This is a genomic window from Stenotrophomonas sp. STEN240 (assembly GCF_056756175.1).
The window spans coordinates 12495-38514 of record NZ_JBRRBO010000008.1; the positions used below are offsets into that span (position 1 = coordinate 12495).

The 26020-nt window shown below is 64.1% G+C and carries 25 protein-coding genes and 4 tRNA genes; 15 read left to right on the forward strand and 14 right to left on the reverse strand.

All coding sequences use genetic code 11. From position 1 onward, the window contains the following. The first annotated feature begins 6 nt into the window (after window positions 1-6). Entirely contained in the window at window positions 7-816 is an 810-nt protein-coding gene (gene zupT / locus ACVOKO_RS05275) for a zinc transporter ZupT (protein ID WP_346497917.1), read from the forward strand. A 188-nt stretch (window positions 817-1004) separates the two neighbouring features. On the opposite strand, the gene ACVOKO_RS05280 is transcribed toward zupT, so the two are convergent. After that, window positions 1005-1976, reverse strand: coding sequence for an RluA family pseudouridine synthase (locus tag ACVOKO_RS05280; RefSeq protein ID WP_346497918.1), 972 nt, complete (start codon window positions 1974-1976; stop codon window positions 1005-1007). A gap of 411 nt (window positions 1977-2387) precedes the next feature. Between ACVOKO_RS05280 and rne the strand changes: the two genes are divergently transcribed. Beyond that, entirely contained in the window at window positions 2388-5573 is a 3186-nt protein-coding gene (rne, locus tag ACVOKO_RS05285) for a ribonuclease E (protein ID WP_346497919.1), read from the forward strand. 487 nt (window positions 5574-6060) lie between these two features. On the opposite strand, the gene ACVOKO_RS05290 is transcribed toward rne, so the two are convergent. The 3 genes from ACVOKO_RS05290 to ispG all read right to left on the reverse strand — a co-directional run bounded on the left by ACVOKO_RS05290 (window position 6061) and on the right by ispG (window position 8960). Further along, a complete protein-coding gene (locus ACVOKO_RS05290) occupies window positions 6061-6708 on the reverse strand; it encodes a response regulator (protein ID WP_346497920.1) in 648 nt (215 codons plus the stop codon). A gap of 316 nt (window positions 6709-7024) precedes the next feature. Further along, on the reverse strand, window positions 7025-7714 hold the full coding sequence (locus tag ACVOKO_RS05295) for a phosphatase PAP2 family protein (protein WP_346497921.1): 690 nt from the start codon (window positions 7712-7714) through the stop codon (window positions 7025-7027). Further along, window positions 7695-8960, reverse strand: a complete 1266-nt coding sequence (gene ispG, locus ACVOKO_RS05300) for a flavodoxin-dependent (E)-4-hydroxy-3-methylbut-2-enyl-diphosphate synthase (protein ID WP_346497922.1) — start codon at window positions 8958-8960, stop codon at window positions 7695-7697. The genes ACVOKO_RS05295 and ispG overlap by 20 nt, the downstream gene beginning before the upstream one ends. Before the next feature lie 81 nt (window positions 8961-9041). On the opposite strand from ispG, the gene ACVOKO_RS05305 reads away from it, so the two are divergent. Together ACVOKO_RS05305 and ACVOKO_RS05310 are read left to right on the forward strand one after the other, a co-directional pair. Continuing rightward, on the forward strand, window positions 9042-10268 hold the full coding sequence (locus ACVOKO_RS05305; RefSeq protein WP_346497923.1) for an ATP-binding protein: 1227 nt from the start codon (window positions 9042-9044) through the stop codon (window positions 10266-10268). Continuing rightward, window positions 10265-10831 (forward strand): response regulator transcription factor, encoded by a 567-nt coding sequence (locus ACVOKO_RS05310; protein ID WP_346497924.1) that lies wholly within the window; start codon window positions 10265-10267, stop codon window positions 10829-10831. The genes ACVOKO_RS05305 and ACVOKO_RS05310 overlap by 4 nt, the downstream gene beginning before the upstream one ends. A 161-nt stretch (window positions 10832-10992) precedes the next feature. Here the strand turns inward: ACVOKO_RS05310 and pgi are convergent, their stop codons facing one another. The 6 genes from pgi to pcnB form a co-directional block, all read right to left on the reverse strand. Then, entirely contained in the window at window positions 10993-12504 is a 1512-nt protein-coding gene (gene pgi / locus ACVOKO_RS05315) for a glucose-6-phosphate isomerase (protein ID WP_346497925.1), read from the reverse strand. Beyond that, window positions 12501-12881 (reverse strand): aspartate 1-decarboxylase, encoded by a 381-nt coding sequence (panD, locus tag ACVOKO_RS05320; RefSeq protein ID WP_346497926.1) that lies wholly within the window; start codon window positions 12879-12881, stop codon window positions 12501-12503. The genes pgi and panD overlap by 4 nt, the downstream gene beginning before the upstream one ends. Before the next feature lie 180 nt (window positions 12882-13061). Further along, window positions 13062-13904, reverse strand: coding sequence for a pantoate--beta-alanine ligase (panC, locus tag ACVOKO_RS05325; protein ID WP_346497927.1), 843 nt, complete (start codon window positions 13902-13904; stop codon window positions 13062-13064). Further along, on the reverse strand, window positions 13901-14716 hold the full coding sequence (gene panB / locus ACVOKO_RS05330) for a 3-methyl-2-oxobutanoate hydroxymethyltransferase (RefSeq protein ID WP_057628237.1): 816 nt from the start codon (window positions 14714-14716) through the stop codon (window positions 13901-13903). The genes panC and panB overlap by 4 nt, the downstream gene beginning before the upstream one ends. 31 nt (window positions 14717-14747) lie before the next feature. Then, window positions 14748-15236, reverse strand: coding sequence for a 2-amino-4-hydroxy-6-hydroxymethyldihydropteridine diphosphokinase (folK, locus tag ACVOKO_RS05335; RefSeq protein ID WP_346497928.1), 489 nt, complete (start codon window positions 15234-15236; stop codon window positions 14748-14750). 6 nt (window positions 15237-15242) lie between these two features. Then, window positions 15243-16619 (reverse strand): polynucleotide adenylyltransferase PcnB, encoded by a 1377-nt coding sequence (pcnB, locus tag ACVOKO_RS05340; RefSeq protein ID WP_346498005.1) that lies wholly within the window; start codon window positions 16617-16619, stop codon window positions 15243-15245. Between the two features lie 42 nt (window positions 16620-16661). Here pcnB and ACVOKO_RS05345 point away from each other — a divergent pair. Together ACVOKO_RS05345 and fdxA are read left to right on the forward strand one after the other, a co-directional pair. After that, window positions 16662-16736: transfer RNA gene (locus ACVOKO_RS05345), tRNA-Glu, on the forward strand. A gap of 183 nt (window positions 16737-16919) precedes the next feature. Further along, window positions 16920-17243, forward strand: a complete 324-nt coding sequence (gene fdxA / locus ACVOKO_RS05350) for a ferredoxin FdxA (protein WP_054656826.1) — start codon at window positions 16920-16922, stop codon at window positions 17241-17243. Window positions 17244-17332: 89 nt separating this feature from the next. Here the strand turns inward: fdxA and ACVOKO_RS05355 are convergent, their stop codons facing one another. Next, entirely contained in the window at window positions 17333-17848 is a 516-nt protein-coding gene (locus ACVOKO_RS05355; RefSeq protein WP_346497929.1) for a hypothetical protein, read from the reverse strand. Between the two features lie 32 nt (window positions 17849-17880). Next, on the reverse strand, window positions 17881-18774 hold the full coding sequence (gene dapA, locus ACVOKO_RS05360; RefSeq protein ID WP_346497930.1) for a 4-hydroxy-tetrahydrodipicolinate synthase: 894 nt from the start codon (window positions 18772-18774) through the stop codon (window positions 17881-17883). Between the two features lie 160 nt (window positions 18775-18934). On the opposite strand from dapA, the gene ACVOKO_RS05365 reads away from it, so the two are divergent. The 9 genes from ACVOKO_RS05365 (at window position 18935) to ACVOKO_RS05405 (ending at window position 24693) form a co-directional block, all read left to right on the forward strand. Beyond that, window positions 18935-19495 carry a glycine cleavage system transcriptional repressor gene (locus tag ACVOKO_RS05365; protein WP_057628242.1) on the forward strand — a complete coding sequence of 187 codons (561 nt, stop codon included), beginning with the start codon at window positions 18935-18937 and terminating at the stop codon, window positions 19493-19495. Window positions 19496-19573: 78 nt separating this feature from the next. Further along, on the forward strand, window positions 19574-20053 hold the full coding sequence (locus ACVOKO_RS05370) for a peroxiredoxin (RefSeq protein WP_346497931.1): 480 nt from the start codon (window positions 19574-19576) through the stop codon (window positions 20051-20053). Window positions 20054-20135: 82 nt separating this feature from the next. Continuing rightward, on the forward strand, window positions 20136-21536 hold the full coding sequence (locus ACVOKO_RS05375) for a PhoH family protein (protein ID WP_346497932.1): 1401 nt from the start codon (window positions 20136-20138) through the stop codon (window positions 21534-21536). 5 nt (window positions 21537-21541) lie between these two features. Continuing rightward, a complete protein-coding gene (locus ACVOKO_RS05380) occupies window positions 21542-22033 on the forward strand; it encodes a hypothetical protein (RefSeq protein WP_430980721.1) in 492 nt (163 codons plus the stop codon). Window positions 22034-22045: 12 nt separating this feature from the next. After that, window positions 22046-22717, forward strand: coding sequence for a YoaK family protein (locus tag ACVOKO_RS05385; protein ID WP_346497934.1), 672 nt, complete (start codon window positions 22046-22048; stop codon window positions 22715-22717). Between the two features lie 34 nt (window positions 22718-22751). Continuing rightward, window positions 22752-23561: a bifunctional hydroxymethylpyrimidine kinase/phosphomethylpyrimidine kinase gene (thiD, locus tag ACVOKO_RS05390; protein ID WP_346497935.1), complete on the forward strand. Its 810-nt coding sequence runs from the start codon at window positions 22752-22754 to the stop codon at window positions 23559-23561. Next, on the forward strand, window positions 23558-24421 hold the full coding sequence (locus tag ACVOKO_RS05395; RefSeq protein ID WP_346497936.1) for an alpha/beta hydrolase family protein: 864 nt from the start codon (window positions 23558-23560) through the stop codon (window positions 24419-24421). Before thiD ends, ACVOKO_RS05395 begins: the two co-directional genes overlap by 4 nt. A gap of 65 nt (window positions 24422-24486) precedes the next feature. Continuing rightward, window positions 24487-24563 (forward strand) — tRNA-Arg (locus tag ACVOKO_RS05400). A 53-nt stretch (window positions 24564-24616) separates the two neighbouring features. Next, window positions 24617-24693, forward strand: a tRNA-Arg gene (locus ACVOKO_RS05405). Between the two features lie 903 nt (window positions 24694-25596). Here the strand turns inward: ACVOKO_RS05405 and ACVOKO_RS05410 are convergent. Both ACVOKO_RS05410 and csrA read right to left on the reverse strand, forming a co-directional pair. Further along, a tRNA-Ser gene (locus ACVOKO_RS05410) sits at window positions 25597-25689 on the reverse strand. 75 nt (window positions 25690-25764) lie between these two features. Beyond that, complete coding sequence (gene csrA / locus ACVOKO_RS05415) at window positions 25765-25968, reverse strand: carbon storage regulator CsrA (RefSeq protein ID WP_057628248.1); 204 nt, start codon at window positions 25966-25968, stop codon at window positions 25765-25767. Window positions 25969-26020 lie beyond the last annotated feature (52 nt).

Below are 26020 nucleotides of genomic sequence, written 5' to 3' on the forward strand. Positions count from 1 at the left end.
CCGCGCATGCACGCTTTTTCCAGTGACAACCTCTGGCTGGCGTTCACCCTGACCTTCGCTGCCGGCCTGGCCACGGCCGTCGGCAGCCTGCTGGTGTTGTTCTCCAAACGCCCGAACCCGCGCCTGCTGGCGTTCGGGCTGGCCTTTGCCGGCGGCGCGATGGTCTACGTCTCGCTGTCGGAGATCCTGAACAAGTCGATCAGCTCCTTCGCCCAGGCCTATGGCGACCGCCTCGGCTATACCTACGGCACCCTGTGGTTCCTGGGCGGCGTGCTGCTGGTGGTGGTGATCGACCATCTGGTGCCCAACCCGCACGACAGCCTGGACAAACAGGACCCGGCCTTCCACGACCACAGCCACACCCAGATCCGCCGGGTCGGCCTGCTCAGCGCCATTGCCATCACCGCGCATAATTTCCCGGAGGGCCTGGCGACCTTCTTTGCCACCCTGGAAAGCCCCTCGGTCGGTCTGCCGCTGGCGTTTGCCATCGCCATCCACAACATCCCCGAAGGCATCGCCATCGCGGTGCCGGTGTATCTGGCCACAGGGCGAAAATCCTATGCCTTCGGCGCCAGCCTGCTGTCCGGCTTGGCCGAGCCGGTCGGCGCCGCCATCGGCTACTTCCTGCTGGCGGACGCCCTGTCCCCGGCCACCTTCGGCGCGGTGTTCGGCCTGATCGCCGGCATCATGGTGTTCCTGGCCCTGGACGAACTATTGCCAGCGGCCAAGCGCTACGCCCAAGGCCATGAGACCGTTTACGGGCTGGTGATCGGCATGGCCAGCATTGCGGTGAGCCTGGTGCTGTTCAAGTGGTAGAGACTCTGGAATCAGATTTTTTTGTGGGAGCGGCGTCAGCCGCGAAGCAGCCACATCATCAGATGACTTAGGTCTTTGGATCTTCGGGCAAGGCCGGCTTCGCGGCTCACGCCGCTCCCACAAAGACACCGAGGTCCGGCAATGGGGAACCGTCAGGCTGACGATCCCCCAATCCCGGCTTCAAATCCTCAAAGCTTGTTCATCGCATCCACCAGATCCGGTGGCAGCGGTGCATTCAATACATAAGGTGTCTTGCCACCATCCAGCGCGAACTCCAGCGAGGCCGCGTGCAGGAACAGGCGTTTCAGCCCGATCTGCTCACGAAAGCGCTTGTTGACTGCAGGATCGCCGTACTTGTCGTCACCGGCCACCGGATGACCGATATGCTGGGCATGCACGCGGATCTGATGGGTGCGGCCGGTTTCGATCCGGACTTCGCAGTAGGACTGGCCGCCGCGGCGCTCCAGCACTTTGAAATGACTCAGCGACGGCTTGCCTATCGCATTCACCTGCACATGGCGCTCGCCGCCCTGACGCAGGCCAACATGCAGCGGTGCGTCCACACTCATCACGCCGTCGGGCATGCGCCCGGCCAGCAGGGTCAGGTAACGCTTCTGGATGCCGCCGTGATCTTCACGCAGCAAGGCCTGCAGCTCGACCAGCGCCGAACGCTTCTTGGCGAGGATCAGCAGACCGGAGGTGTCCCGGTCCAGCCGATGTACCAGCTCCAGGTTCATGTTCGGCCGCAGCGCGCGCATGGTTTCAATCGCACCGTGGCTGATACCGCTGCCGCCATGGCTGGCGACGCCGGTCGGCTTGTTGATCACCAACAGCTTGGCGTCCTCGAAGACGATGGCCTCTTCCATACGCTGCAGGAAACTGCTAGGCGGCGGCGCCTTGTCTCCGATCTCATTGAGATTGACTGGCGGAATACGGATCTCTTCACCACCGTCCAGCTTGCGGTCGGCCTTGGCACGGCCGCCATTCACACGGACCTGGCCACTGCGGACCAACTTGTACACCAGGCTGCGTGGCGCGCCCTTGAGCTGGCCCAACAAAAAGTTGTCCAGCCGTTGTCCTGCCCGGTCTTCGGGCACTTTGATCATGCGTACGCTGCTCTTGGCGGCAGGCGCTGCTTGGGGCTTGTCGGAATCAGTCATCGGCCTATTTATTCTGCTACACTCGGGGGGCGATATAAGGGATTGATTTCGTTGGAAGTTGGTCAGGGCCAGAAGCCCCGCTCCCTACGAATCCGGCACAGTGCGCGGCCACCGCCCCCGGGGCGGCCATGTTAGCGGCTCGTCGGCGTCCCCGGCCATCGCCGGATGCTCAAAAAGCATCTGAGCTGGACGAAACCCATGTCCCGCGCGACGCCATCGGCCCCGGCCGCGGGCGGCCGCCGGCCCTGAAACACCTAAAACAAGAAAGAAGCGCTCCCGCGGCCTGCCGTGGTGTCGTAGCGCTGGAAACCCAAGCCGCCCTGCCCGCGCCTGCGCGAATGGGCGGCGAACCGTGTCCAGAGGCGAAACCCCATGGCGTTCCGCGCGGTAGCAGCGCGCGAGGAACGCACAATGAAGCGAATGCTGATCAATGCCACGCAGGCTGAAGAACTGCGCGTGGCCATCGTCGACGGGCAAAACCTGTACGACATCGACATCGAACAGCCGTCGAAGGAACAGAAGAAGTCCAACATCTACAAGGGCCGCATCACCCGCCTGGAGCCGTCGCTCGAGGCCGCCTTTGTCGAGTACGGCGGTGAACGCCATGGCTTTTTGCCGCTGAAGGAAATCTCCCGCGATTACTTCCAGGCGGGCGTGGACCACAACAAGGCCACCATCAAGGAACTCCTGCGCGAAGGCCAGGAAATCGTCGTGCAGGTCGATAAGGAAGAACGTGGCAACAAGGGCGCCGCCCTGACCACCTTCATCTCCCTGGCCGGCCGCTACATGGTGCTGATGCCCAATTCCCCCTCTGCTGGCGGCGTCTCGCGTCGCATCGAGGGCGAAGACCGGGCCGCACTGAAAGAAGCCCTGGACAAGCTCAACATCCCCGACGACATGGGCGTGATCATCCGCACCGCCGGCGTTGGCCGCGATGCCGAAGAGCTGCAATGGGATCTGGACTACCTGCTGCAGGTCTGGCGTTCGATCGCCGAAGCCGCACTGACCAAGCCGGCCCCGTTCCTGATCTACCAGGAATCGCGCCTGATCGTGCGTGCCCTGCGTGACTACCTGCGTGCCGACGTTGGCGAGATCCTGGTCGACACCGAAGAGCTGTACGAGACCGCACGCGACTTCATGCAGCAGGTGATGCCGCAGACCCTGCGCAAGCTCAAGCATTACAAAGACGACATCCCGCTGTTCAACCGCTTCCAGATCGAATCGCAGATCGAGGCGATCTACGAGCGCAACGTGCGCCTGCCGTCCGGCGGCTCGATCGTGGTTGACCAGACCGAAGCGCTGACCGCGGTCGACGTCAACTCGGCCCGTTCCACCAAGGGCAGCGACATCGAAGACACCGCGTTCCAGACCAACCTGGAGGCCGCCGAAGAAGTGGCCCGCCAGCTGCGCCTGCGCGATCTGGGCGGCCTGGTGGTCATCGATTTCATCGACATGTCCTCCAGCAAGCATCAGCGCGAAGTCGAAAACCGCCTGCAGAACGCGCTGAAGTACGACCGTGCGCGCGTCCAGCTGGGCCGCATCTCGCGCTTTGGCCTGATGGAAATGAGCCGCCAGCGCCTGCGTCCGAGCCTGGGTGAATCCAGCCAGATCGTCTGCCCGCGTTGTGACGGCCAAGGCCGCATGCGCAGCATCGAGTCGCTGTCGCTGTCCATCATCCGCGTTGCCGAAGAGCATGCGATGAAGGAGAACACCGGACAGGTGCTGGTACAGGCCCCGGTCGAGATCGCCAACTACCTGCTCAATGAAAAGCGCAGCGCGCTGCGTGAAATCGAGCAGCGCCACGACGCCCCCATCGTCATCGTTGCCGATGAGCAGCTGCACACCCCGCATTACGAAGTCACGCGCCTGCGCGACAACGAACTGGGTGAAGAGTCGAGCAAGCCCAGCTACCAGCGCGGCACCCCGCGCAAGCTGCCGGTGCATGCCCTGACCAAGGCACAGCTGAACATTCCGCCGGCACCGGCCGTAACCCACGTCAAGCACAGCCAGCCGGCACCGGTACGTGAGATCGCCGAAACCGAGCCGGCAGCGGCCCCGGTTGCTGCCCCCGTCGCCCCCGCCGCAGGCGGCGTGATGGGTTGGCTCAAGCGCGTGTTCGGTGGCGAATCGGCAACTGCCGCAACGCCTGCCCAGCCGCAGCGCCAGGACAACGGCCGCAACGACCGCAACCAGCGCCGTGACGGTCGCAACGGCCAGCAGGCACGTGGCGGCAAGGGCAATGGCAACAATGCCAACGGCAACCGTCGCGACGAGCAGCGCCGCGACGATCGCCGTCAGGGCGGCGACAAGCCGCAGCAGCAGACGCAGCAGAACCCGGTTCAGCAGCAGCCCAAGCAGCGCAATGAACCGCGTGGCGAGCAGGCCCCGCAGCAGCCAAAGCCGCCGCGCAACAACGAGCAACAGCAACAGCAGCAGCAACCCAAGCAGCCGCGGCCGCCGAAGCAGCCAAAGCAGCAGCAGGACACTGACAAGCAGGCACAGCAGCCAAACGTGCAGGCTGAGAAGCCCGCACGCCAGCAGCAGCCCTCACAGGACGCTGCCCGCGTCGCCGCGCCGGTAGCTGCTGCAGCTGCCCTTGTTGCCAACGAAGCCGCTGTCAGCACGGAAGCAGTGGTCAAGGAAAACACCCTGGCCGCCGAAATCGCCAAGCCGGTGATTGCCGCTGAAGAACAGCCGGCAATGGCTGTCGCCGACGAGAACGAAGCCACTGTCGCTGGCGAAGAAGGTGCTGGCGAAGCCGGTGGCCGTCGTCGTCGCGGTCGTCGCGGCGGTCGTCGCCGTCGTCGTGGCAATGGTGAAGGCACCGCAGGTGGCGAAAACCTGGGTGACGAGGACGGTATCGACGGCATCGATGATGCCGATGGTGAGGTTGCCGAAGCGCCGAGCAAGGCCACCAGCAGCCAGCCGGAGTTCGAGTTCGACGACGAACCCGCAACCGTGGCCGCTCCGGCAGCCGCCTCCGCTCCGGCTGCGCAGGCAAAGCCTGCAGCCCCCGTCGCAGAGACCAAGCCGGTTGCAGCTGCACCGGTACAGGTCGCCGCTGCGGTTGTCGCAAGCACCCCGGCAGTTGTCGCCGAAGCGCCTGCGCAGGTGCCCGCTCCGATCGCCGAGCCAGCTGTGGTCAAGGCTGAGCAGGCAGCAGCGCCGGTCGCCGAAGCCGTTGTCAGCTCACCGGCAGCCCCGGCTGTTGTCGCCGCTGAAGTGGTTGCTGTCGAACAGGTAGCTGCCGCCACTGCACCAGCAGTGGTTGCCGCGCCGGTGATTGCCGCACCGATCGTCGCTGCACCGGTCGAGTTGATTGCGCCTGTCACAGCAGTGACCGAAGCGATCAGCACGCCGGCTCCGATCGCCACGCCGCGCACCGAAGCCGCCGCTCCGGCAGCACCGCAGAATGGGCAGCTGTTCGCCCAGACCGCTGTGACTGAAGAGAGCACTGAGAAGGCTGCTGCCGAAGCTGTTGTACCGGCACCCGTCGCTGCACCGGCCGCACCCGCTGAGAGCGAGGCGAGCGTAGTAGCGGTAGAAGCAGAGGCAGAGGCAGAGAAGAAGCAGGACGATCAGCCGCACAACGTCTGATCAGTACTTCCCTGTGTGACTACAGAAAGCGGCCTTCGGGCCGCTTTCTGCTTTTCTGTGGGAGCAGGGAAAGCTGCGACGCTGATGGTGCTTGAATCTTGCTGTCGCTGGCGTCTGCTATGTATCTGCTTTGGGTTGATGGCGTGCCTACAGCTGACAATCTAACTGCTTCGCGGCTTACGCCGCTCCTACAGCTGACAATTCGTCTGCCTTGGGGTTGATGGCTCGCCTGCATCTGACAATTCGTCTGCCTTGGGTTTATGCTTCGCCTGCATCTGACAGTTCGCCTGCTTCGCGGCTTACGCCGCTCCTACACCTGGTATCCGTCTGCTTTGCGGATTGTGGTGCTCCTGCGTTGGCGCTGAGCCAATAAAAAGAGCGCAACGTTGCCGTTGCGCTCTTTTGATGCGCTGCTCAACCGCAGCAGCTGCTTGACCCGATATCCTCATCCTGCGCAGCGCCGCAGTTGCAGCCCGCTGCGGACGATTCAGATCGCGCGGGTCGGGTCGCCCACACCATACTGACTGGCCAGCCGGGCCAGCGCGATGTTGTCCTGCACGCCCAGTTTCTGGAACAGCCTTGCCTTGTGCGTATTGACCGTCTTGGCACTGAGGCTCAAGCGGCGTGCGATCTCTTCCTGACGATGCCCCTGGATCAGCAGCAGCGCTACTTCCAGCTCACGCGGCGAAAGCAGGTCAAACGGCGAGGCCCCGCCCTCAAGATTGGACAGCGCAAGATTCTGCGCAATGCTGGTGGCCAGATAACGCTTGCCGATGGCCACATCGTGGATGGCACGGATCAGCTCTTTCGAATCGCCGCCCTTGCCCACATAGCCGGAGGCGCCAGCCTCGAGCAGGCGCTTGGGCATGGGCCCGTCTTCCAGCACGGAAACAATGATGACCCGGGTACCGTGATCACCCTTGACGATGCGCTCGGTGATTTCCAGCCCGCTCAGGCCGGGAAGGTGCAGATCGCAGAGGACGACGTCCGGTTTCAGCCGCCGGATCTGCGGCAGCGCGATGTCGCCGCTATCCGCTTCGCCGATGACTTCAATCCCGGTTTGCCCCGAAAGAATCATCCGAATGCCCGTGCGTACTAGCGCGTGGTCATCGATAAGAAAAACACTGATGGTCATGAAGGATTCCTCGCGGCGAGGTGACAGTTGAAGCCTTGGGCGCGGCAAAATCCGAGCATGCGAGGCGACGGCCCTCCCCGTCCCCTCATGGCAAGGCCATGCGTATTATCAAGCAGAAGTGGCCCAACTGGGCTCTATCGGACACCCACTCGCAGGAAATGTGTCTGTAGTTTTAAGCATCAGGATGATGCGGTTTATGCGCCTGCGGCTGGCGAGTTCACTATGCCGTCCCAACCCATACTGTATCCATCAGGTCAATTCGTCCAATGACTTAGGACTTCTCTTACCTTTTGGACAATCCCCCTTGCAACGCGCTTTATGGCGCAGGCAGCGACCAGCGGCGGCGGAACATCAGCATGTAAACGCCTGTTACCCAGATCGTTGCAGCACACCAGCCGCCCAGGATATCCGAGGGGTAATGCACCCCCAGGTAAACCCGCGACAGCCCTACCGAAACGACAAAAGCGCTGACCAAGGCCACCACCGGCCAACGCCAACGTGTGCGCCAGGTCAAAAAAACCAGGGTCAGCGCCAGCGTCATCGAGCCCATGGCATGGCCGCTGGGAAAGCTGAAGGTGCTTTCCGGCGCAATCGACTCCCACAGGCTGGGGCGTTCGCGCTGGAAAATCTGCTTGCTGCCCAGGTTCAACAAGGCCGAGCCAATGAATGCCGTCGCCGCGAATGCGGCCTTGCGCCAACGCCGGCGCAGCAGCACTACCGCCACGATCAGGACATCCAGCGGGATGACGCCCCACTGGTAACCGAGCTTGGACATCAGCACGAAGAATGCGTTCAGGCCAGGCGACGTCATTGCATGCATGCGCAACAGCAATGCCGCATCGAAGTGGAACGCCTCGGCCTCGTGGATTTCGTCAGCCAAGGCCACGAAACCCGCCAGTGGCAGCAGCACGCCGATGAACAGCACCACCAGCCGCCACGCATTGTGGGCGAGCCAACGGCGCAGACCGGCTGCTTCGCTCCGGGAATCAACCGGAGCTTCGTGCATACCGGGTCTCGACGTAGTCATCGATGAGCGCGACAAACTCGTGCGCGATGTTTTCGCCACGCAGGGTCACCTTCTTTTCACCATCAACAAAGACCGGCGCGGCCGGCGTCTCGCCGGTACCCGGCAATGAAATGCCGATATTGGCGTGGCGCGATTCACCCGGGCCGTTGACGATGCAGCCCATCACCGCCAGGGTCATGTTTTCCGCACCGGGGTGGCTGATACGCCACACCGGCATCTTTTCGCGCACATGGTTCTGCACCACCTTGGCCAGCTCCTGGAAGAACTCGGAGGTGGTGCGGCCACAGCCCGGGCATGCCGTGACCATCGGTGTAAAAGCGCGCTGGCCGGTGGTCTGCAGCAGCTCCTGGGCGACGATGACTTCCTGCGTACGCGACTGGCCCGGCTCGGGCGTCAGCGAAATGCGGATGGTGTCGCCGATGCCTTCCTGCAACAGCACTGCCAAGGCCGCCGACGAGGCGACGATTCCCTTGCTGCCGATACCGGCTTCGGTCAGGCCCAGGTGCAGGGCGAAGTCCGAGCGCTGCGCCAGGTCGCGGTATACGGCGATCAGTTCCTGCACGCCGCTGACCTTGGCCGACAGCACGATTCGATCACGCGGCAGGCCCAGCTCAACGGCCGTCTGCGCCGAATCCAGCGCCGAGCGGATCAGGGCTTCGCGCAATACCCGGCCCGCATCCCACGGCTGTGCGCGCTGGCTGTTCTCATCCATCAATCTGGCCGCCAGCGCCTGATCCAACGAGCCCCAGTTGGCGCCAATACGCACCGGCTTGTCGTACTTGATGGCGAACTCGATCAACTGCGCGAACTGGGTGTCTTTCTTCTTGCCGAAGCCGACATTGCCCGGATTGATGCGGTACTTGGCCAGCGCCTCGGCGCAGGCCGGTTCGCCGGTCAGCAACTGATGGCCGTTGTAATGGAAGTCGCCGATCAGCGGCACCTCGATGCCCATCATCGCCAGCTTCTCGACGATGCGCGGGATGGCTGCGGCCGATTCGGGGTTGTTGACGGTAAGCCGCACCATCTCCGAACCTGCGCGCCACAGTTCGGCCACCTGCTTGACGCTGGCAGCCACATCGGCGGTATCGGTATTGGTCATCGACTGCACGACCACGGGATTTCCTCCGCCCACCTTGACGCCGCCGATGGCGACGGACTGGGTGATGCGGCGGGGCCACGCGGTAGCGTCGGTGGGCGGTGTTGGGCGGGTCACGGCGTCATGCATGCCCCATTTTAGCGCGCCAACCGCCCCAAGGCATGAACCTTGGATTGCGTTGTAGCCACCTCGACAGCATACGATTGCGCCATGGAAACCCGAGACACCTCTTTTCTGCGCACGCTATGCAGCCTGCGCTGGCTGGCCACCGCCGGCCAGGCCGCCACCATCCTGGTCGCCACCTGGTTGCTGGGCCTGGACCTGCCGCAGGAACCCTTGTGGGCCGGCGTAGCGGTCTTGGCCCTGTTCAACCTCTACGTGCAGCTGCGCGTCCACGACAGCGACCCGGCGCCGGTTACCGCCTTCGGCCACATCCTGGTCGATGTCACCGTGCTGACCTGGATGGTGGGCTGGAGCGGCGGCATCGCCAATCCGTTCGGCTCGCTGTTCCTGATCCTGATCGCGTTGGCCGCGCTGGCCTTGCCGTTGCGCTGGACCCATGCGGTCGCGGCGGCCTGCGTGGGCGGCTACGCGTTGAGCGCGGTATTCGGGCTGCCGCTCAAGGGTGGCTATTTCGACACGATGAGCCTGCACCTGTGGGGCGCGGCGGCCAACTTCCTGTTGTCCAGCGTGGTGGTGCTGGTGTTTTCGACGCGCCTCGCTGCGGCCTTGCGAGAGCGCGAGAACCAGCTGGCGATGCTGCGCGAGCGCTTCGTCCGCAACGAAGGCATTGTCGCCCTGGCCACGCATGCGGCCTCCGTCGCCCACGAGCTCAATACCCCGCTGGCGACCATGACCCTGCTCACTGACGACATCGTCGAGCAAGGGGCCGCCACCCCGGAAATGCGTGACGATCTGGAAACGCTGCGCGAGCTGCTGGTCCAGTGCCGCGAAAAGGTGCTCGCACTGGCAGCACCGGCCGAAGGCGCCGGCAGCCGTGCACCGGTGTCCATCGCCAGCGTGCTCGAACAATGGCGGCTGGTGCGCCCGACCATCCAATTGCGGCGCAACCCGGATGCCCCGCTGCAACTCAAGCTGGACCCCGGTATTGGTCATCTGCTGCAGGTGCTGCTGAACAACGCCGCCGATGCCGGTGAGCACGCCGGCCGCGCGCAGATCGACCTGGACCTGCGCATCCACGAAGGCCAGCTGTACGGCGAAGTGCGTGATTACGGGCCGGGTTTCAACGCCAATGATGCGGCGCTGCCAGGCACCTTGTTCAACAGCGGCAAAAGCAACGGCATGGGTGTCGGCCTGGCCCTGTCGCATGCCACCATTGAGCGTCTGCATGGCGAATTATGGATGCGTCCGGCCGAAGGCCAGGGAGCACGTGTCGGCTTTCGCCTGCCGTTGAACAACATCGAGGTAAGTCCATGAATGCTCCCGCCACCCACGGCCTGCTGGTCGACGACGATCCGCTCTACCTGCGCACCCTGCAGCGCACGCTGGCCCGCCGTGGCATCGAAGCGATCACCGCCACCGATACCATCAGCGCCTTGCAGCAGGCCACGCAGAAGCCGCCGGCATTCGCACTCATCGACCTGAAGCTTGGCAGCGAATCCGGCCTGAGCCTGATCCAGCCGCTGCGCGAACTGCGCCAGGACATGCGCATCCTGCTGGTCACCGGCTATGCCTCCATTGCGACGGCGGTGGAAGCGATCAAGCTGGGTGCCGATGACTACCTGCCGAAGCCGGCGACCGTGCAGATGATCCTGCGCGCCCTGGGCGAAGACGACGACGCGGGCGAAGAGTCCGACGATGTTGAACCCCCGGATGCAATGACTCCGATCAGCCGCCTGCAATGGGAGCACATCCAGCAGGCATTGCATGAGACCGGCGGCAATGTATCGGCAGCGGCACGCCTGCTCGGCATGCACCGGCGCTCACTGCAGCGCAAGCTGATCAAACGCCCCAGCCCCGAACGCGACCCGAACAGGTAACCCCGCTTTCTGTAGTGCCGAGCCATGCTCGGCAAGGGGCCTTCACCGGCAATGCGAAGGGCTTACCCCTCCCCAACCCTCCCCTTGCCTTCGGCAAAGGGAGGGGGCACGAAAAAGCCGCGCATTTCTGCGCGGCTTTTCTTCCAAACGACAATCAGCTATCAGCGCAAACGCGCCAACAACTCCCGGGTCATCGGGTCGGCAATCTCCACCGCCTCGCCCTGCAACGCCGGCAGCAACTGGCTGGCCAGCTGCTTGCCCAGCTCGACGCCGAACTGATCGAAGGCGTTGATGTCCCAGATCAGCGACTGCACGTAGACCGCGTGTTCGTACATCGCAATCAAGGCACCAAGCGACTGCGGGGTCAGCGCGTCCAGCAGGATCATCGTGCTGGGGCGGCCACCCGGATACTGGCGGTGCGGATCCTCGCTGTGCTGGCCGTTGGCCAAGGCCTCGGTCTGCGCCAGCAGGTTGGCCAGCAAGGCCTGGTGATTGATTTCGTAAGGATCATCATTGCGCACGCAGCCGATGAAGTCGGCCGGCACGATGCTGGTGCCCTGGTGCAGCGCCTGGAAGAAGCTGTGCTGCACGTCCGTGCCCGCGCCGCCCCACCACACCGACACCGTGTCACCGTCCACCGGGCTGCCGTCGCATTTGACCCGCTTGCCCAGGCTCTCCATCACCAGCTGCTGCAGGTACGCCGGCAACAAGGCCATGCGCTGGTCATAGGTCATCACCGCATGCGTGGCATAACCCAGCACGTTACGGTTCCAGATGTCGGTCAGTGCGTGCAGCACCGGCAGATTTTCCGCCAACGGTGCGCTGGCCGCATGCGCGTCCATCTGCGCGGCACCTTCCAGCAATTGACCGAAGCGCTCAAAGCCAATTGCCAAGGCAATCGGGAAGCCTACCGCCGACCACAGCGAGTAACGGCCACCCACCCAATCCCACATCGGCAGCACGCGCTCGGCGGCGATGTCGAAGGCCTTGGCGGCGCGCTCGGGGTTGGCACTGACTGCGTACAGGCGCTCACTGCCGCCCAGCCAATCGCAGAGGATGCGGCCGTTGAGCAGGGTTTCCTGGGTACCGAAGGTCTTGGAGATCAGAATGCCGGCGGTGGTCGCCGGGTCCAACGTCGCCAAGGTGCGCTGCATGGCCGCGCCGTCGACATTGGAAACGAAATGCACGCGGAAACGCGCACCCGCTGCCGGGCGCAGGGCGTCAGCGACCAGGCGCGGACCCAGATCCGAGCCACCAATGCCGACACTGACGATATCGGTGACATTGCTGGCTTCCAGCGCCTTGATCAAGCCGCCCATCTGCGCCTGCACCGCCACCGCTTCTGCACGTGCAGCTACTGCAACCGGCGCATCACTGGCATCGCCGCGCAGCGCGCTGTGCAGCACCGAGCGATCTTCGGTGAGATTGATTTTCTGGCCAGCGAACAGGTGCTGGAAACCGCCGGCGACATCGCGCGCGGCGGCCAGTTCCAGCAAGGCATCCAGGGCCGCGCGGTCGTATTTCTGCCGCGCGAAGTTCACGTACAACGGACCGACTTTCAGCGCCATGCGCTGCACCCGGTCAGGCTCTGCGGCCATCAGCGAGGGAATGCCTGTGCCCTGCAAACGCTGGGCGTGGGCGTGCAAAACGTCGAATCCGTTGTTGGTGATCATGCGGCCTGTGTGGGGATGCTGTCGTTGGTGTGGGAAATGCGGTTGTCGCCGTCAACGTAGACAAGCTTGGGCTTGAAGCTGTTGGCTTCTTCTTCGCTCATGCTGGCGAAGGCGGCGATGATGATGATGTCGCCCACCTGCACGTGGCGCGCAGCGCCGCCGTTGAGCGAGATGACGCCGCTGCCGGCTTCCGCCCGCAGTGCGTAGGTGGTGAAACGGGCACCGTTGGTCACGTCCCAGATGTGCACCTGTTCAAACTCGCGGATGCCGGTCGCCTGCAACAGGTTGTCGTCGATCGCGATGGAGCCTTCGTAGTTCAGCTCCGAATGGGTGACGGTGGCGCGGTGAATCTTGGTCTTGAGCAGGGAAAGTTGCATGACAATGCCGAAACTGCGTGAGAAAGAGCGCAGTCTAGCACCGCTGCGAGGCCCTGCCCGCACTGCAACATGACCTATCCGGCAGCTGTTCCGCACAGACAACAATGGCGCCACAGGGGCGCCATTGAAGGTCACGCGAACAGTCGTTGACGGACAGGAAAAGTCCGCCCGCTGCCCTGTTCAGAACTCGATATTGTCGATCAGGCGGGTGTTGCCCAGCTTGGCCGCCACCAGTGCCACGCGGGCACCCTCATGGCTGCTGCCCGGCTCGCTCAGGTCGGGCATGCGCACCACCGCGTAATCCACCAGGTAGCCCGCAGCCTGCAGCCGTGCAGCCGCCTCCTGCTCCACCGCCACCCGCTCGGCGCCGCCCAGGTAGGCATCGCGCGCGGCCAGCAGCACCTTGCGGATCACCGTGGCCTGCGGCCGTACATCGGCGGTCAGGTACTGGTTGCGCGAGCTCATCGCCAGGCCGTCGGTTTCGCGCACGATTTCCCCGCCCAGGATCTGGATCGGGAACGCCAGGTCGGCAACCATCTGCTGGATCACCGCCAGCTGCTGGTAATCCTTGCGCCCAAATGCCGCCACATCCGGCTGCACCTGGTTGAACAGGCGGCTGACCACCGTGCAGACACCGTCAAAGTGCCCCGGGCGATGTGCCCCTTCCAGCAGCGAACTGACGCCTGGCACATGCACATTGGCAGCCAGCTCCACGCCGAACGGGTACATCGACTCGACTGTGGGCAGCCAGAGTACGTCGCAACCGGCCTGCTCCAGGCCACTGGTATCGGCCTCGGGCGTGCGCGGGTAGCGGGTGAAGTCCTCGTTCGGGCCGAACTGGGTCGGATTGACGAAAACACTGGAAACCACCTTGTCGGCGTGCTCACGCGCCAACTTCACCAGCGAATAATGGCCGGCGTGCAGGTTGCCCATGGTCGGCACCAACGCCACCCGCAGGCCATCGCGCTTCCAGCCGCTGACAACCTCGCGCAGCCGGGAAAGTTCGGTAACGGTTTCGATCATGATGCGTAAGCGTGCTCTGCGTCGGGGAAGATGCCAGCGCGCACGGCGTCGGCATAGGCACGGACCGCACCGGCCACCGAGCCGCCTTCGGCAAGGAAATCCTTGACGAACTTGGGACGTCGGTGACCGCTGTCCAGACCGAGGAAGTCATGCAGCACCAGCACCTGCCCGTCGCAATCGGGGCCGGCACCAATACCGATGGTGGGAATGGCAACGCCAGCGGTGACGCGCCCGGCAATCGGGGTCGGCACACACTCCAGCACCAGCAGGCTGGCGCCGGCCTCGGCCACGGCCTTGGCATCGTCAAGCAACTGCTTGCCGGCATCGCCACGGCCCTGCACGCGGTAGCCGCCCAGGCGAAGCACCGACTGCGGGGTCAGGCCCAGGTGCGAACAGACCGGGATTTCGCGCTCCACCAGGTGGCGGATGATGTCCAGCTTGAAGCCGGCACCTTCAATCTTGACCATCTCCGCGCCGGCCTGCAGCAGCTTGAGCGAGGCGTCCAGCGCGCGCTCGGCGGTGGCATCGGCACCAAACGGCAGGTCCGATACCAGCAGCGCGCGTTCCAGCACGCCGGCGACCGCGCGGGTGTGATAGACCACGTCATCGACGCTGACCGGCAGCGTCGAATCGTGCCCCTGCACCACCATGCCCAGCGAATCACCGACCAGGATCAGGTCCACGCCATTGGCGTCGAAGGCGCGGGCGAAGCCGGCATCGTAGGCGGTCAACATCACCAGCTTCTGGCCGTTGCGCTTGGCCTCGGCCAGGGCGGGTACGGTCCAGGGCTTGCTATCTGCGTGTGTGCTCATGTGGTCATAACGGTGGCTTATGAGCCGCCCATTATCCCCCTATCGGGTCGATACCGCTGGTATTGATACCAACCAATACGTCCCGCACTGTTCCATGGCCCGGAATAAGGGCCTGCGGCGCCACATCGGCCAAAGGCAGCAAAGCGAAGCCGCGCTGGTGCAGGAAGGGATGCGGCACCTGCAGCTGCGGCAGGTCGATCACCTGCTCGGCATATAAGAGCAAGTCCAGATCCAGCAACCGCGGGCCCCAGTGCTGGCCCGGCTCGCGTACCCGCCCGAACTGCTGCTCGATCGCCAGCAGCTGCTCCAGCAGCTGCGGCGCAGGCAGTTCGGTCTGCAGCGCCACGGCCGCATTGACGAAATCCGGCTGCGCCTCATTGCCCCAGGCAGGGCTGCGGTACAAGCGCGAGCTGGCCAGCAACTTCGTGCCAGGCAAGCCCGCCAGCGTCTGGATCGCCGCACGCAGGGTGGCGGGCGCGTCGCCGAGGTTGGCGCCCAAGCCGATACAGGCTACGACCATCCCTGCTTACTCGCCCGCAGTTGCGCTGCCGCCAGGACGACGACGGCGGCGGCGGCGACGCGGCGCGCTCTCTTCGACCTCACCGTCGGTATGCACCGAGTCCAGTTCGACACCCAGCTCGTGGCCAGCCTGCGCCTGTGCCTCGCGCCAGAACTCGATGTCTTCCTGGTGCTCGCTGGATGCAGCCTGGCGCAGCGCCAGGAAGTCGAACGCAGCGCGGAAGCGCGGGTGGCTCAAGGTACGCATCACGCGCTTGCGCTGACGCGAGCTGAAACGTGACTGCAGCAGCCAGATCTCCTGCATCGGCAGCGAGAAGCGGCGCGGCAGGGCAATGGTGCTGAGCTGGTGCAGGGTGACCCGGTCGGCGGCACGGCGCTGTGCCTCTTCCGGCGCCAGGCCCTGCTTCTGCAGGCCGATCAGCGCACGGCAGAAGGCCGGCCACAGCAGCAGCGCGAACAGGAAGGCCGGTGACACCGGCTCCTCGTTGGCGACGCGTTCGTCGGTATTGCGCAGGCCATCGATCAGAATGCGGCGCAGGGCACCGGTACGGTTGCTCTTCAGCGCCGCGGCGCTTTCCGGGAACAGCACCGCCAGCAGGCCGTAGCGCTCCAACCCTTCAAAGCTGGCCACGCCGTGGCCGGACAGGAACAGCTTCAGCACTTCCTCGAACAGGCGGGCCGGTGCGGCTTCACTGAGCAGGTTGGCCAGGCGCGGGATCGGCTCGGCGGTGGTCGCCTCGATCTCGAAGTTGAGCTTGGCCGCCAGCCGCACCGCGCGCAGCATGCGCACCGGATCTTCGCGATAGCGCTGCTCCGGGTCGCCGATCAGCTTCATCCGGCGGGCCATCACGTCTTCAAAGCCGCCGGTGTAGTCACGCACCGAGAAATCCTCGATCGCGTAATACAGTGCGTTGCAGGTGAAGTCGCGGCGGACTGCATCGTCTTCGATGCTGCCGTAGACATTGTCACGGACCAGCATGCCGTTCTCGACCTCGCGGTCGCCGCTGCCGTCATCGCTGTTGGCGCGGAACGTCGCCACCTCGATGATCTCGCGGCCGAACACCACATGCGCAAGGCGGAAGCGGCGGCCGATCAGGCGGCAATTGCGGAACAGCTGTTTGACCTGCTCCGGCGTTGCATCGGTGGCAACGTCGAAATCCTTGGGGCGTCCACCTACTAGTAGGTCGCGCACAGCGCCACCAACGAGATAGGCGCCGAAGCCGGATTCGCGCAGACGGTAGAGCACCCTCAGCGCATTGGGGCTGATGTCCCGGCGCGAGATGGTGTGCTGGTCGCGCGGGATCACGCGGACGGTGAACGGCGTTGTAACTATGGAATTGATGTTGGCGCTTCCAGTTGGGTTTACGGGATTGCCGAGCGGCAACCAGATGCATATACTAGCGCGCTCGCCAGACGCGAACAAAACGCTCCCTTCGTCTAGTGGTTAGGACGTGGCCCTCTCAAGGCTAAAACAGGGGTTCGAGTCCCCTAGGGAGCACCAACTCCGTCTGCGAAACCAAAAAGCCCCGCTCTGCGGGGTTTTTTGCTTTGTACACCCCGCCAGTGCCCCAAGGCCCTGGCTCCGGCACACCTCTTTGCGCCAGCAAGCACGGCCAATGAGAATGCCCACGCCCACCCCCTGCATCCTGATCTAGAATTACGGGGATCAAAGCCGGACCCTGCCATGCCTTTTGTCGTTACCGAAAACTGCATCAAGTGCAAACACACCGATTGCGTCGAAGTCTGCCCCGTGGATTGCTTCCACGAAGGCCCCAACTTCCTTGTGATCGACCCTGACGAATGCATTGATTGCACCCTGTGCGAGCCCGAATGCCCGGTCAACGCCATCTTCCCCGAGGACGATGTGCCGGCCGGCCAGGAAGGCTTTGTCGCGCTCAATGCCGAGCTGGCCAAGGCCTGGCCGGTGTTGACCGTACGTAAAGACCCGCCGGCCGACGCCGCCGAGTGGGACGGCAAGCCAGACAAACTCAAGCTGCTGGAACGCTGAGCGTCGCTACCGCCAGCCGATGAAGCCAGCCAAATAAAAAGGGCGCCAGCTTACGCGGCGCCCTTTTTTTCATCTCAAAACCGCTGCCATCAACCGGCCAGCTTGGCCTTCAATGCCGCGATCAGCTTGGTTGCGGCCGCATCGGTGGCCGGCATGCCGCGCGGATCCACCGCCGACACATAGGCACCGGCATCAACGGCAACCACGCGCACCAGGAAGTTGCTGCCTTCGTAGGCAACATCATAGGAACCCAGCAGCTGCGCGCGGCTGGCGATGGTCAGGCCGTCAACGCCGGCAAGTGCCTCACCGACCTTGCCGAACACCTCGTCACGGCTGCCGCTGACGGTGAAGCCGCTCTGCGACGAGGCGACGGTGGCTGCCGAAGCAGCGGCCGGCTTGGCGGCCGAGGCCAATGCCGGGATCGGCGCCGAGCCAGCGGTGCTGGGCAGGTTCAGATCCGGCGGCACTTCCAGCGGGCGCGCTTCCGGGGCCAGGGCGTAGTCGCCGCGGGCACCGCGCTTGAAGAAGCAGCCGGAAGTTGCCACGGCGGTGACAACGCCCAGCAGCACCAGCGAGAACACGCGAACGGTAGAGGTTTGACGCATGGGTGAATCTCCAGAGTTCAGAGGCCGCTGAATCAGCGGCTGGATAGTTCTTCCAACGCGTCCACGTCAGCAGCCAGATGATCGGCATGTGCGTGGTGCGGCGCAGAAAGCGGAAGCAGCGGCAAGCGCAGCCCATGGCCAATACCAAGCCGCTGCAGCAGCGCCTTGACCGGAATGGGGTTGGACTCGACACCGCAAAAATCGTGGTACGGCTGCAGGCGGGCATCCCAGGCTTCGGCCGCTTCATGCTGACCGGCGCGGGCCAGGTCGCACATCGTCCGGTAAGCCCCCGGCAGCACATTGGAGCCGACCGAAATCAGGCCATCGGCGCCGGACAACATGGAACGGGCGGCGGAGCCGTCGTCACCACTGAGAATGGTGAAGCTGCTGCTGCGCAGTTCCAGCAGGGCTTTCAGCCGGGTGGTATCGCCCACCGCCTCCTTGATGCCGACGATGTTCGGGTGCGTGGCCAGCGCGGCCACGGTCTCCGGCAGCAGGTCGCAGCCGGTGCGCCCGGGCACGTTGTACAGCACCACCGGCAAGCCGCCCTGCTCGGCCACCGCCAGATAATGCTGGCGCAGGCCCTCCTGGGTTGGGCGTACATAAGGCGGGGTGACCACCAGCGCATGGGTGGCGCCATTGGCGGCCGCCCGTTTGGTCAGGGCGATGGTCCGGGCGGTGCCGGACAGGCCGGTACCGGCCAGCACCGGCACTTTGCCGGCAAAGGCGGCAACGGCGCTGCGCAGCAGGCCGTCGTATTCATCGTCGGACAGGGTGGAGGCTTCGCCGGTGGAGCCTGCCACGACTACACCCTGGACGCCGCCCTTGAGCTGCTGGGCCAGCAGGCGCTGCCAGCCCTCAGGATCGAGTGCGCCGTCGGCCTTGAAAGGCGTCGCCAGCGCGGTGATGAGACCAGATATGGACAAAGGGTCAGTCGCTCTTCGTGGGGGTAAACAAGCCCGCCGGTCGGCGGGTTCGTGACCGAAGGCATGTTACTTGCCGGTCGAAAGCACGGGCAAGTATGCTGGACGCCAACGAACAGCCCTTCAACGGTGTTGTTCAGACTCTCTAGCTCCCGGAACCACCTTGACCGACACCACGCCGCGGCCGCTGCCGACCGAAAACCACCTCCTGATCAACGCCTATACGACGCATCCGGAGTCCCCTCTGCTGTCCGTCACCCGTCGAATCGCCGACAGCGGCTGCAACCTGGTCGATGCCCGTCTTGCCACCGTGGGCCGCGATGTCTCGGTCACCACCCTGGCCACCGGCTCGTGGGACGCGGTAGCCAAGCTCGAGGCCATGCTGACCCGGCTTGAGCGCGAGGAAAACCTGAAGCTGGTGTGGTACCGCACCGCCGCCAAACAGGCCCAGTCCAACCTGCTCCCCTACATTGTCGAGGTCGTTGCCGCCGACAAGCCGGGCATCCTGTTCCAGCTGGCCGACTTCTTCGACCGCCAGGGCATCACCATCGAGAACCTGCAGAGCACGCGTTACCAGGCCATGCAGACGGGCGCGGAGATGTTCTCAGCGCAGATCACCATTGGTGTTCCCTCAAACATGCATATCGCCGCCCTGCGCGACGATTTCCTCGAATTCTGCGACCACCTCAACCTGGACGCGATCATGGACCCGATGAAGTTCTAATGTTTCGCGCGCCCGTCACAGGCGCGCGGCGTTTCATGTAACTGCAATCGAACTACCCCAGGCTCCGGAAAGGATCTGATGAACATCGGCGATACCCTGGACCGAACCACCCTCGAGCTGCCGCTGGCCCTGTCCGGCGGCACCACCACCCGCCTCGGCGAGCTGGCAGGCCAATGGCTGGTGCTGTACTTCTACCCGAAGGACAGCACCCCCGGCTGCACCACCGAAGGCCTGGACTTCAATGCCCTGCTGCCGAAGTTCAAGCGCGCCGGGGCACAGGTGTTCGGCATCTCCCGCGACTCGCTGAAGTCGCACGACAACTTCTGCGCCAAGCAGGGTTTCAAGTTCCCACTGATCAGCGACGCCGATGAGGTGCTGTGCAACGCTTTCGACGTGATCAAGATGAAGAACATGTACGGCAAGCAGGTACGTGGCATCGAACGCAGCACCTTTTTGATCTCTCCTGACAGCAAGCTCGTGCAGGAATGGCGCAAGGTCAAAGTCGCCGGCCATGCCGATGCGGTGCTGGAAGCACTGAAGGCCGCTCAAACCAAGTGACCCACATCCCGTTCCAACCCATGTCATCGCCCTGCCCTGCAGGTGCGATGGCGTGACCCTGTCCCGCCACCAGGAATCGACGATGACCCGAGGCAAGCGCATCTACGTACTGGATACCAACGTGCTGATGCACGACCCGACCGCGCTGTTCAAATTCGAGGAACATGATGTCTACCTGCCCATGCAGGTGATCGAGGAGCTGGACAACGGCAAGAAGGGCACCACCGAAGCGAGCCGCAACGCCCGCCAGGTGAGCCGCTTCCTCAACGAGCTGATCGAAGCGTCCGGCATCGGCAGCGTGCAGAACGGCGTGCCGCTGGCACGACCCAAGGGCCTGCAGCTGCGTGGCGCGCAGAGCGCCGGCAACCTGTACTTCCAGACCAGCCACTTCGAGGCCGGCAAGAGCTTTGGCAAGGTGATCCCGGACAATGCCATCCTCGGCGCGATCCTGGCATTGAAGGAACAGCACCCGGAAACCCCGGTGGTGTTCATCTCCAAGGACATCAACCTGCGGATCAAGGCCGCAATCGCCGGCATCGACTCGGAGGATTACGAGAACGACCGCGCGCTGGACGATTTCAGCCTGCTCTACACCGGCGCCACCGTGCTGCCGGAAGATTTCTGGAAGAAGCACAGCGAAGGCCTGCGCAGTTGGAGCGACAAGGGCCGCACCAGCTACGAAATCATGGCCGCAGACGATGAGGATTGGCATCCCAACCAGTTCGCTTACCTGCACGGCGACGACGAAGTCGAGCTGAAGGTCAGCAAGGTCGAGGGCGATGGCCGCGTTACCTTGTCGGTGGTCAATGACTTCCGCCACGGCTCGCATTCGGTCTGGGGCATCACCGCACGCAACCGCGAGCAGAACTTCGCACTCAACGCGCTGATGGACCCGGAGATCGATTTCGTTACCCTGCTCGGCACCGCCGGCACCGGCAAAACGCTACTGGCACTGGCCGCCGGCCTGGCGCAGACGATGGATACACAGCGCTACCGCGAGATCATCATGACCCGCGCCACGGTCAGCGTCGGCGAGGACATCGGCTTCCTGCCCGGCACCGAAGAGGAAAAGATGACGCCGTGGATGGGCGCGCTCACCGACAACCTGGAAGTGCTGACCCACAACCAGGACGGCGGCGCCTGGGGCCGTGCGGCCACCAACGATCTGCTGGCCAGCCGCATCAAGATCCGCTCGATGAACTTCATGCGCGGGCGCACCTTCCTGTCGCGTTATCTGATTCTGGACGAGGCACAGAACCTCACCCCCAAGCAGATGAAGACCCTGATCACCCGCGCCGGCCCCGGCACCAAGATCGTCTGTCTGGGCAATGTCGAGCAGATCGACACCCCCTACCTCACCGAAACCACGTCCGGCCTCACCTATGCGGTGGACCGTTTCAAGAATTGGCCGCACAGTGCACACATCACACTGCGTCGGGGCGAACGTTCGCGCCTGGCCGATTACGCTTCGGAGGTTCTGTGAAACAGCTGCATACCCTGTCCCTGTTGGCCGCAGCCACACTGGCCGTAGCCGCCTGCACGCCGTCGAACACGCGCCCTGGCAGCGTGCCGACGGCGGTAAAGACGGGACAGTCCTGGGTGGTCACCCGCCCCGTGGTCGCCGCGCAGGTGCTGGACACCTGCTCGCGCGACAGCCCCGCCAAGCACGCCGGTGAAGTCACAGGCTACTGGGCGCCCAGCCGTGCCGATATCGATGCACTGGAAAGCCGCCTTGCGCAGCTGCAACCCGTCATTGCCGAGCCGGCTTTGTCCGGCCGGCAGTACGTGGGCTTCGAGTCCGGTGGCAAGCGGCTGATCTACATCAACGCCTTCACCCTGCCCGACCACAGCGAAATCGACCCGGGCCGCGAAGCAATCCGGGCCTGCGATGGCGGCGCGCAGTTCTGGGGCGCCGTCTACGACCCGCAAGCCGGCACCTTCAGCAGCATCGAACGCAACGGCGCCAAGTCGTCGCCCTGACCCGGCGGCGCGATGAAGGTCCGCCTGCCCACCTGGGTCTGGATCGGTGCGATTGCGCTGTCCTGCGTGGCTGGCATGGTCAACGCGGTCGGTTTTCTGGGGTTTGAGCATCAAGCGGTCAGCCATGTCACCGGCAGCACCAGCCAGCTCGGCATTGCCTTGGCGCATGCCGACTGGCGCTCGGTCGGTCACCTCTGGGGCCTGCTGATCGCCTTTGCGCTGGGCGCGATGCTCAGCGGCTTGATCATCCAGGACAGCACCCTCCAGCTTGGCCGCCGCTATGGCGTTGCGCTGGCACTGGAATCGGCGCTGTTGCTGCTGGCCATTCCCCTGTTCAAACAGCAACAGGTCTGGGGCGCACTGGCCGCGGCGATGGCCTGCGGACTGCAGAACGCGCTGGCCACCACTTTCAGCGGCGCGGTCGTGCGCACCACCCACCTGAGCGGCATGTTCACCGATCTTGGCATCGGCCTGGGTCATCTGCTGCGCGGCCTGCCCGTACCGATGCACCGGCTGACCCTGAGCGGCCTGATCATCAGCGGCTTTCTGGCCGGCGGTGTACTCGGCGCATGGCTGTTCGCGCGCTGGCAGTACGACGCCCTGCTGGTACCGGCCATGCTGACCGGATTGAGCGGCCTGGGTTATGTGCTGTACCGGCAATGGGCCGTGCGCCGGCAGGGATGAAGCAGGCCCTCGGCAAACACTGCACAATCGGCCAATGAGTCCTTCCACCCCCGTTTCCGCCCTGACCATTGCCGGCTCCGATTCCGGCGGCGGCGCAGGCATTCAAGCCGACCTCAAAGCCTTTGCCGCGCACCGCGTGCATGGCCTGTCCGCAATCACCGCACTCACCGCACAGCACACCCGTGGCGTCACCGCCGTGCATGTGCCGCCGCTGGATTTCCTGCGCGCGCAGATCGATGCGTGTTTCGATGACTTCGATATCCACGCCGTCAAGCTCGGCATGCTGGCCAATGCCGAGGTGATCCATCTGGTCGCCGACGCATTGGAACAACGGCGCCCGCCGCAGATCGTGATCGACCCGGTGATGGTCGCCACCAGCGGCGCCAAGCTGCTCGAAGACAGCGCGCTGCGCGCGATGCGCGAGCGGCTGCTGCCGCTGGCAACCCTGCTGACCCCGAATACGCCGGAAGCAGAGCTGCTGCTCGGGCGCAGCATCAGCAACGCCGACGACGCTGAAGATGCCGCCGCCGCGCTGCTCGACATGGGCGCCGGCGCGGTCCTGCTCAAAGGCGGCCATCTACTGGAAGGCAGCCGGGTCATCGACCGCTATTTCGATGGCGTCAGCCGCGAGGAATTCAGCCATGTTCGGCTGCCGGTGGATGCACACGGCACCGGCTGCACCCTGGCTTCCGCCATCGCCGCGCAGCTGTGCTGCGGGCTGTCGCTGGCCAACGCCTGCGAAGCGGCGATCGACTACGTCGCCCGTGGCCTGCAGGGCGGCTACCACCCGGGCCGCAGCGATGTGATGGTACTGGATCACTTCGGCGCGGCGCGCCCGGCATGAACCTCGGCGCCGAGACAACCCCACAAGCAAGCGCGCTGCGCGTCAGCAGCGCCGATGGCCACAGCTTCGAACTATTAGCCTACCTCCCCACCAAGCCGCGCGCCTGCCTGCTATGGCTGCCGGCATTGGGGGTTGCGGCCCGCCACTACCAGGCCTTCGCCCAAGCGCTGGCAGAACACGGCATTGCGGTATTCCTGCACGAATGGCGCGGCAACGGCAGCAGCAGCCTGCGTCCTGACCGCAGCCACGACTGGGGCTACAAAGAGCTGCTGCAACTCGACCTGCCCGCAGCCGAAGCCGCCGTACACAGCGCACTGCCAGGGCTCCCGTTCCGGCTGGGTGGCCACAGCCTCGGCGGCCAGCTCAGCTGCTGTTATGCGGGCCTGCGCGAGACCGAACTGGACGCGCTATGGCTGGTCGCCAGCGGCACGCCATGGTGGCGGAGCTTCCCGCCACCGCGTGGCTGGTTGCTGCCCTTGGCGTATCGCTTCCTGCCTTGGCTGGCACAACGCAACGGCACCCTGCCCGGACGCCGCGTCGGCTTCGGCGGTACCGAAGCACGCGGCCTGATACGCGACTGGGCACGCGTTGGCTTGAGCAATCACTACGCTGCGCAGAACCTGCCCATCGATCTGGAAGCCGGCATGCGCCGCATCAGCGCACCGACGCGCGCAGTGGTGATGGACCACGATTGGTTGGCACCGGTCAGTTCAATGCAGCAACTGTTGGCAAAGCTTCCCGCCTCTGCGCACAGCCTGAAACTACTGTCATCGGCCGAGCTGGGCGTGGTCGCTGACCACTTTCATTGGATGAAATCGCCACAGAACGTGGCCTACGCACTGATTCATCCCGAAGATTAAGAAATTTTCACAAAAGCGTTGACGCAAACGGCTCAAATCCGCATAATCTCGCTCCTGGCAACGACGCGCTCGTAGCTCAGTTGGATAGAGTACCTGGCTACGAACCAGGTGGTCGGGAGTTCGAATCTCTCCGAGCGCACCATGTCAGAACGCAGATATAATCTGCACCGCTTCAAACTACAACAGCAATGTTGAGCGCTCGTAGCTCAGTTGGATAGAGTACCTGGCTACGAACCAGGTGGTCGGGAGTTCGAATCTCTCCGAGCGCACCAATACCAAAAACAGCAGGCATTGCCTGCTGTTTTTTTATGTGCGTTTTGCGGATGGATTATCACGCCGGACAAAACAGCACTGAAGCAAGCACCAGAGCCCCGCAATAACCAACGTCGAGTGTAGCGCCGAGCCGTGCTCGGCAGAGGCCTCCCCAGCAATGCCCGAAGGCATCGCCAGCGCGCCACGACCCCGCGAAGCAGCAGCCCGCAAGCACCACTCCACCCAAGCAGCACCAACACCGCAGCGACAGCACGAGCAGAGCGAAGCCGCACGGACTGGATCCACACGCATGCCTGCAACCTGAGCGTCCACCAGCTTCGCGGTTTACACCGCTCCCACAAAAGCATGCGGGCGCGCCAGCGCCTCGGCGCAGCATGCAATTCTGTAGTGCCGAGCCATGCTCGGCAGAGGCCTTGCAAGCGTCGCCACAGCGCACCGGCGGCCACCAGCACCCGAGCGCCCCACCCCATAGAGGGCCCGCATAAACAGCGACACCGGCCTTATTGAATTCACCAAGGCCCTGCAATCTGATCGCCCGCCAGCTTCGCGGCTTACACCGCTCCCGCAAAAGCACGCGGGCACACAGGCACCCCAGCGCAGCACACAGCTCTGTAGTGCCGAGCCATGCTCGGCAGAGCCTACAAGCGTCGCCACAGCGCATCGCCACTCACAGCTACACCCAGACGACACCGATCCCGCAGCGGGCCGCATATGCCGCGACACTGGCCCTATTGAATCCAAGACCCAGCAATCCGATCGCCCGCGAGCTTCGCGGCTCACGCCGCTCCTACAAAAACGCAGACAGGCGCGCCGGCACATCGAAACAGAAACTCATCAACAGCAGCCGCTACTACAAAACCAACAGACACAAAAAAGCCCCTTGAAAGGGGCTTTTTTGAAACTGGCGGAGTGAGAGGGATTCGAACCCTCGATAGAGCTTTTAACCCTATACTCCCTTAGCAGGGGAGCCCCTTCAGCCACTCGGGCATCACTCCGTTTCTTTTGCCCCGCCGCGTGTATTCCGAAGCGGGGCGCGAAGAATAACGTTAAACGAGGTGAAAGGTAAACCCTTATTCGGAAGTTTCTTCACTTCCGGGGGTCGCGGGCTCATCGCCACGCTGGATACGCTGGAAAATCTCCTCACGATGCACCGCCACATCCTTCGGAGCGGTGATACCGATACGTACCTGGTTGCCCTTGACGCCGAGCACGGTCACGCTGACCGAGTCGCCGATCATCAAGGTTTCGCCTACACGGCGAGTCAGGATCAACATTTTGCAAATCTCCATGGAACCGGCAGGGTTTCCCGCCGGCATTGGCGCGCTT

Bases quoted from the DNA above. Each gene is read 5' to 3' on its own strand.
- zupT (WP_346497917.1), top strand. From the start codon at position 7: ATGCACGCTTTTTCCAGTGACAACCTCTGGCTGGCGTTCACCCTGACC.
- ACVOKO_RS05280 (WP_346497918.1), bottom strand. From the start codon at position 1,976: ATGACTGATTCCGACAAGCCCCAAGCAGCGCCTGCCGCCAAGAGCAGC.
- rne (WP_346497919.1), top strand. From the start codon at position 2,388: ATGAAGCGAATGCTGATCAATGCCACGCAGGCTGAAGAACTGCGCGTG.
- ACVOKO_RS05290 (WP_346497920.1), bottom strand. From the start codon at position 6,708: ATGACCATCAGTGTTTTTCTTATCGATGACCACGCGCTAGTACGCACG.
- ACVOKO_RS05295 (WP_346497921.1), bottom strand. From the start codon at position 7,714: ATGCACGAAGCTCCGGTTGATTCCCGGAGCGAAGCAGCCGGTCTGCGC.
- ispG (WP_346497922.1), bottom strand. From the start codon at position 8,960: ATGCATGACGCCGTGACCCGCCCAACACCGCCCACCGACGCTACCGCG.
- ACVOKO_RS05305 (WP_346497923.1), top strand. From the start codon at position 9,042: ATGGAAACCCGAGACACCTCTTTTCTGCGCACGCTATGCAGCCTGCGC.
- ACVOKO_RS05310 (WP_346497924.1), top strand. From the start codon at position 10,265: ATGAATGCTCCCGCCACCCACGGCCTGCTGGTCGACGACGATCCGCTC.
- pgi (WP_346497925.1), bottom strand. From the start codon at position 12,504: ATGATCACCAACAACGGATTCGACGTTTTGCACGCCCACGCCCAGCGT.
- panD (WP_346497926.1), bottom strand. From the start codon at position 12,881: ATGCAACTTTCCCTGCTCAAGACCAAGATTCACCGCGCCACCGTCACC.
- panC (WP_346497927.1), bottom strand. From the start codon at position 13,904: ATGATCGAAACCGTTACCGAACTTTCCCGGCTGCGCGAGGTTGTCAGC.
- panB (WP_057628237.1), bottom strand. From the start codon at position 14,716: ATGAGCACACACGCAGATAGCAAGCCCTGGACCGTACCCGCCCTGGCC.
- folK (WP_346497928.1), bottom strand. From the start codon at position 15,236: ATGGTCGTAGCCTGTATCGGCTTGGGCGCCAACCTCGGCGACGCGCCC.
- fdxA (WP_054656826.1), top strand. From the start codon at position 16,920: ATGCCTTTTGTCGTTACCGAAAACTGCATCAAGTGCAAACACACCGAT.
- ACVOKO_RS05355 (WP_346497929.1), bottom strand. From the start codon at position 17,848: ATGCGTCAAACCTCTACCGTTCGCGTGTTCTCGCTGGTGCTGCTGGGC.
- ACVOKO_RS05370 (WP_346497931.1), top strand. From the start codon at position 19,574: ATGAACATCGGCGATACCCTGGACCGAACCACCCTCGAGCTGCCGCTG.
- ACVOKO_RS05375 (WP_346497932.1), top strand. From the start codon at position 20,136: ATGACCCGAGGCAAGCGCATCTACGTACTGGATACCAACGTGCTGATG.
- ACVOKO_RS05385 (WP_346497934.1), top strand. From the start codon at position 22,046: ATGAAGGTCCGCCTGCCCACCTGGGTCTGGATCGGTGCGATTGCGCTG.
- thiD (WP_346497935.1), top strand. From the start codon at position 22,752: ATGAGTCCTTCCACCCCCGTTTCCGCCCTGACCATTGCCGGCTCCGAT.
- ACVOKO_RS05395 (WP_346497936.1), top strand. From the start codon at position 23,558: ATGAACCTCGGCGCCGAGACAACCCCACAAGCAAGCGCGCTGCGCGTC.
- csrA (WP_057628248.1), bottom strand. From the start codon at position 25,968: ATGTTGATCCTGACTCGCCGTGTAGGCGAAACCTTGATGATCGGCGAC.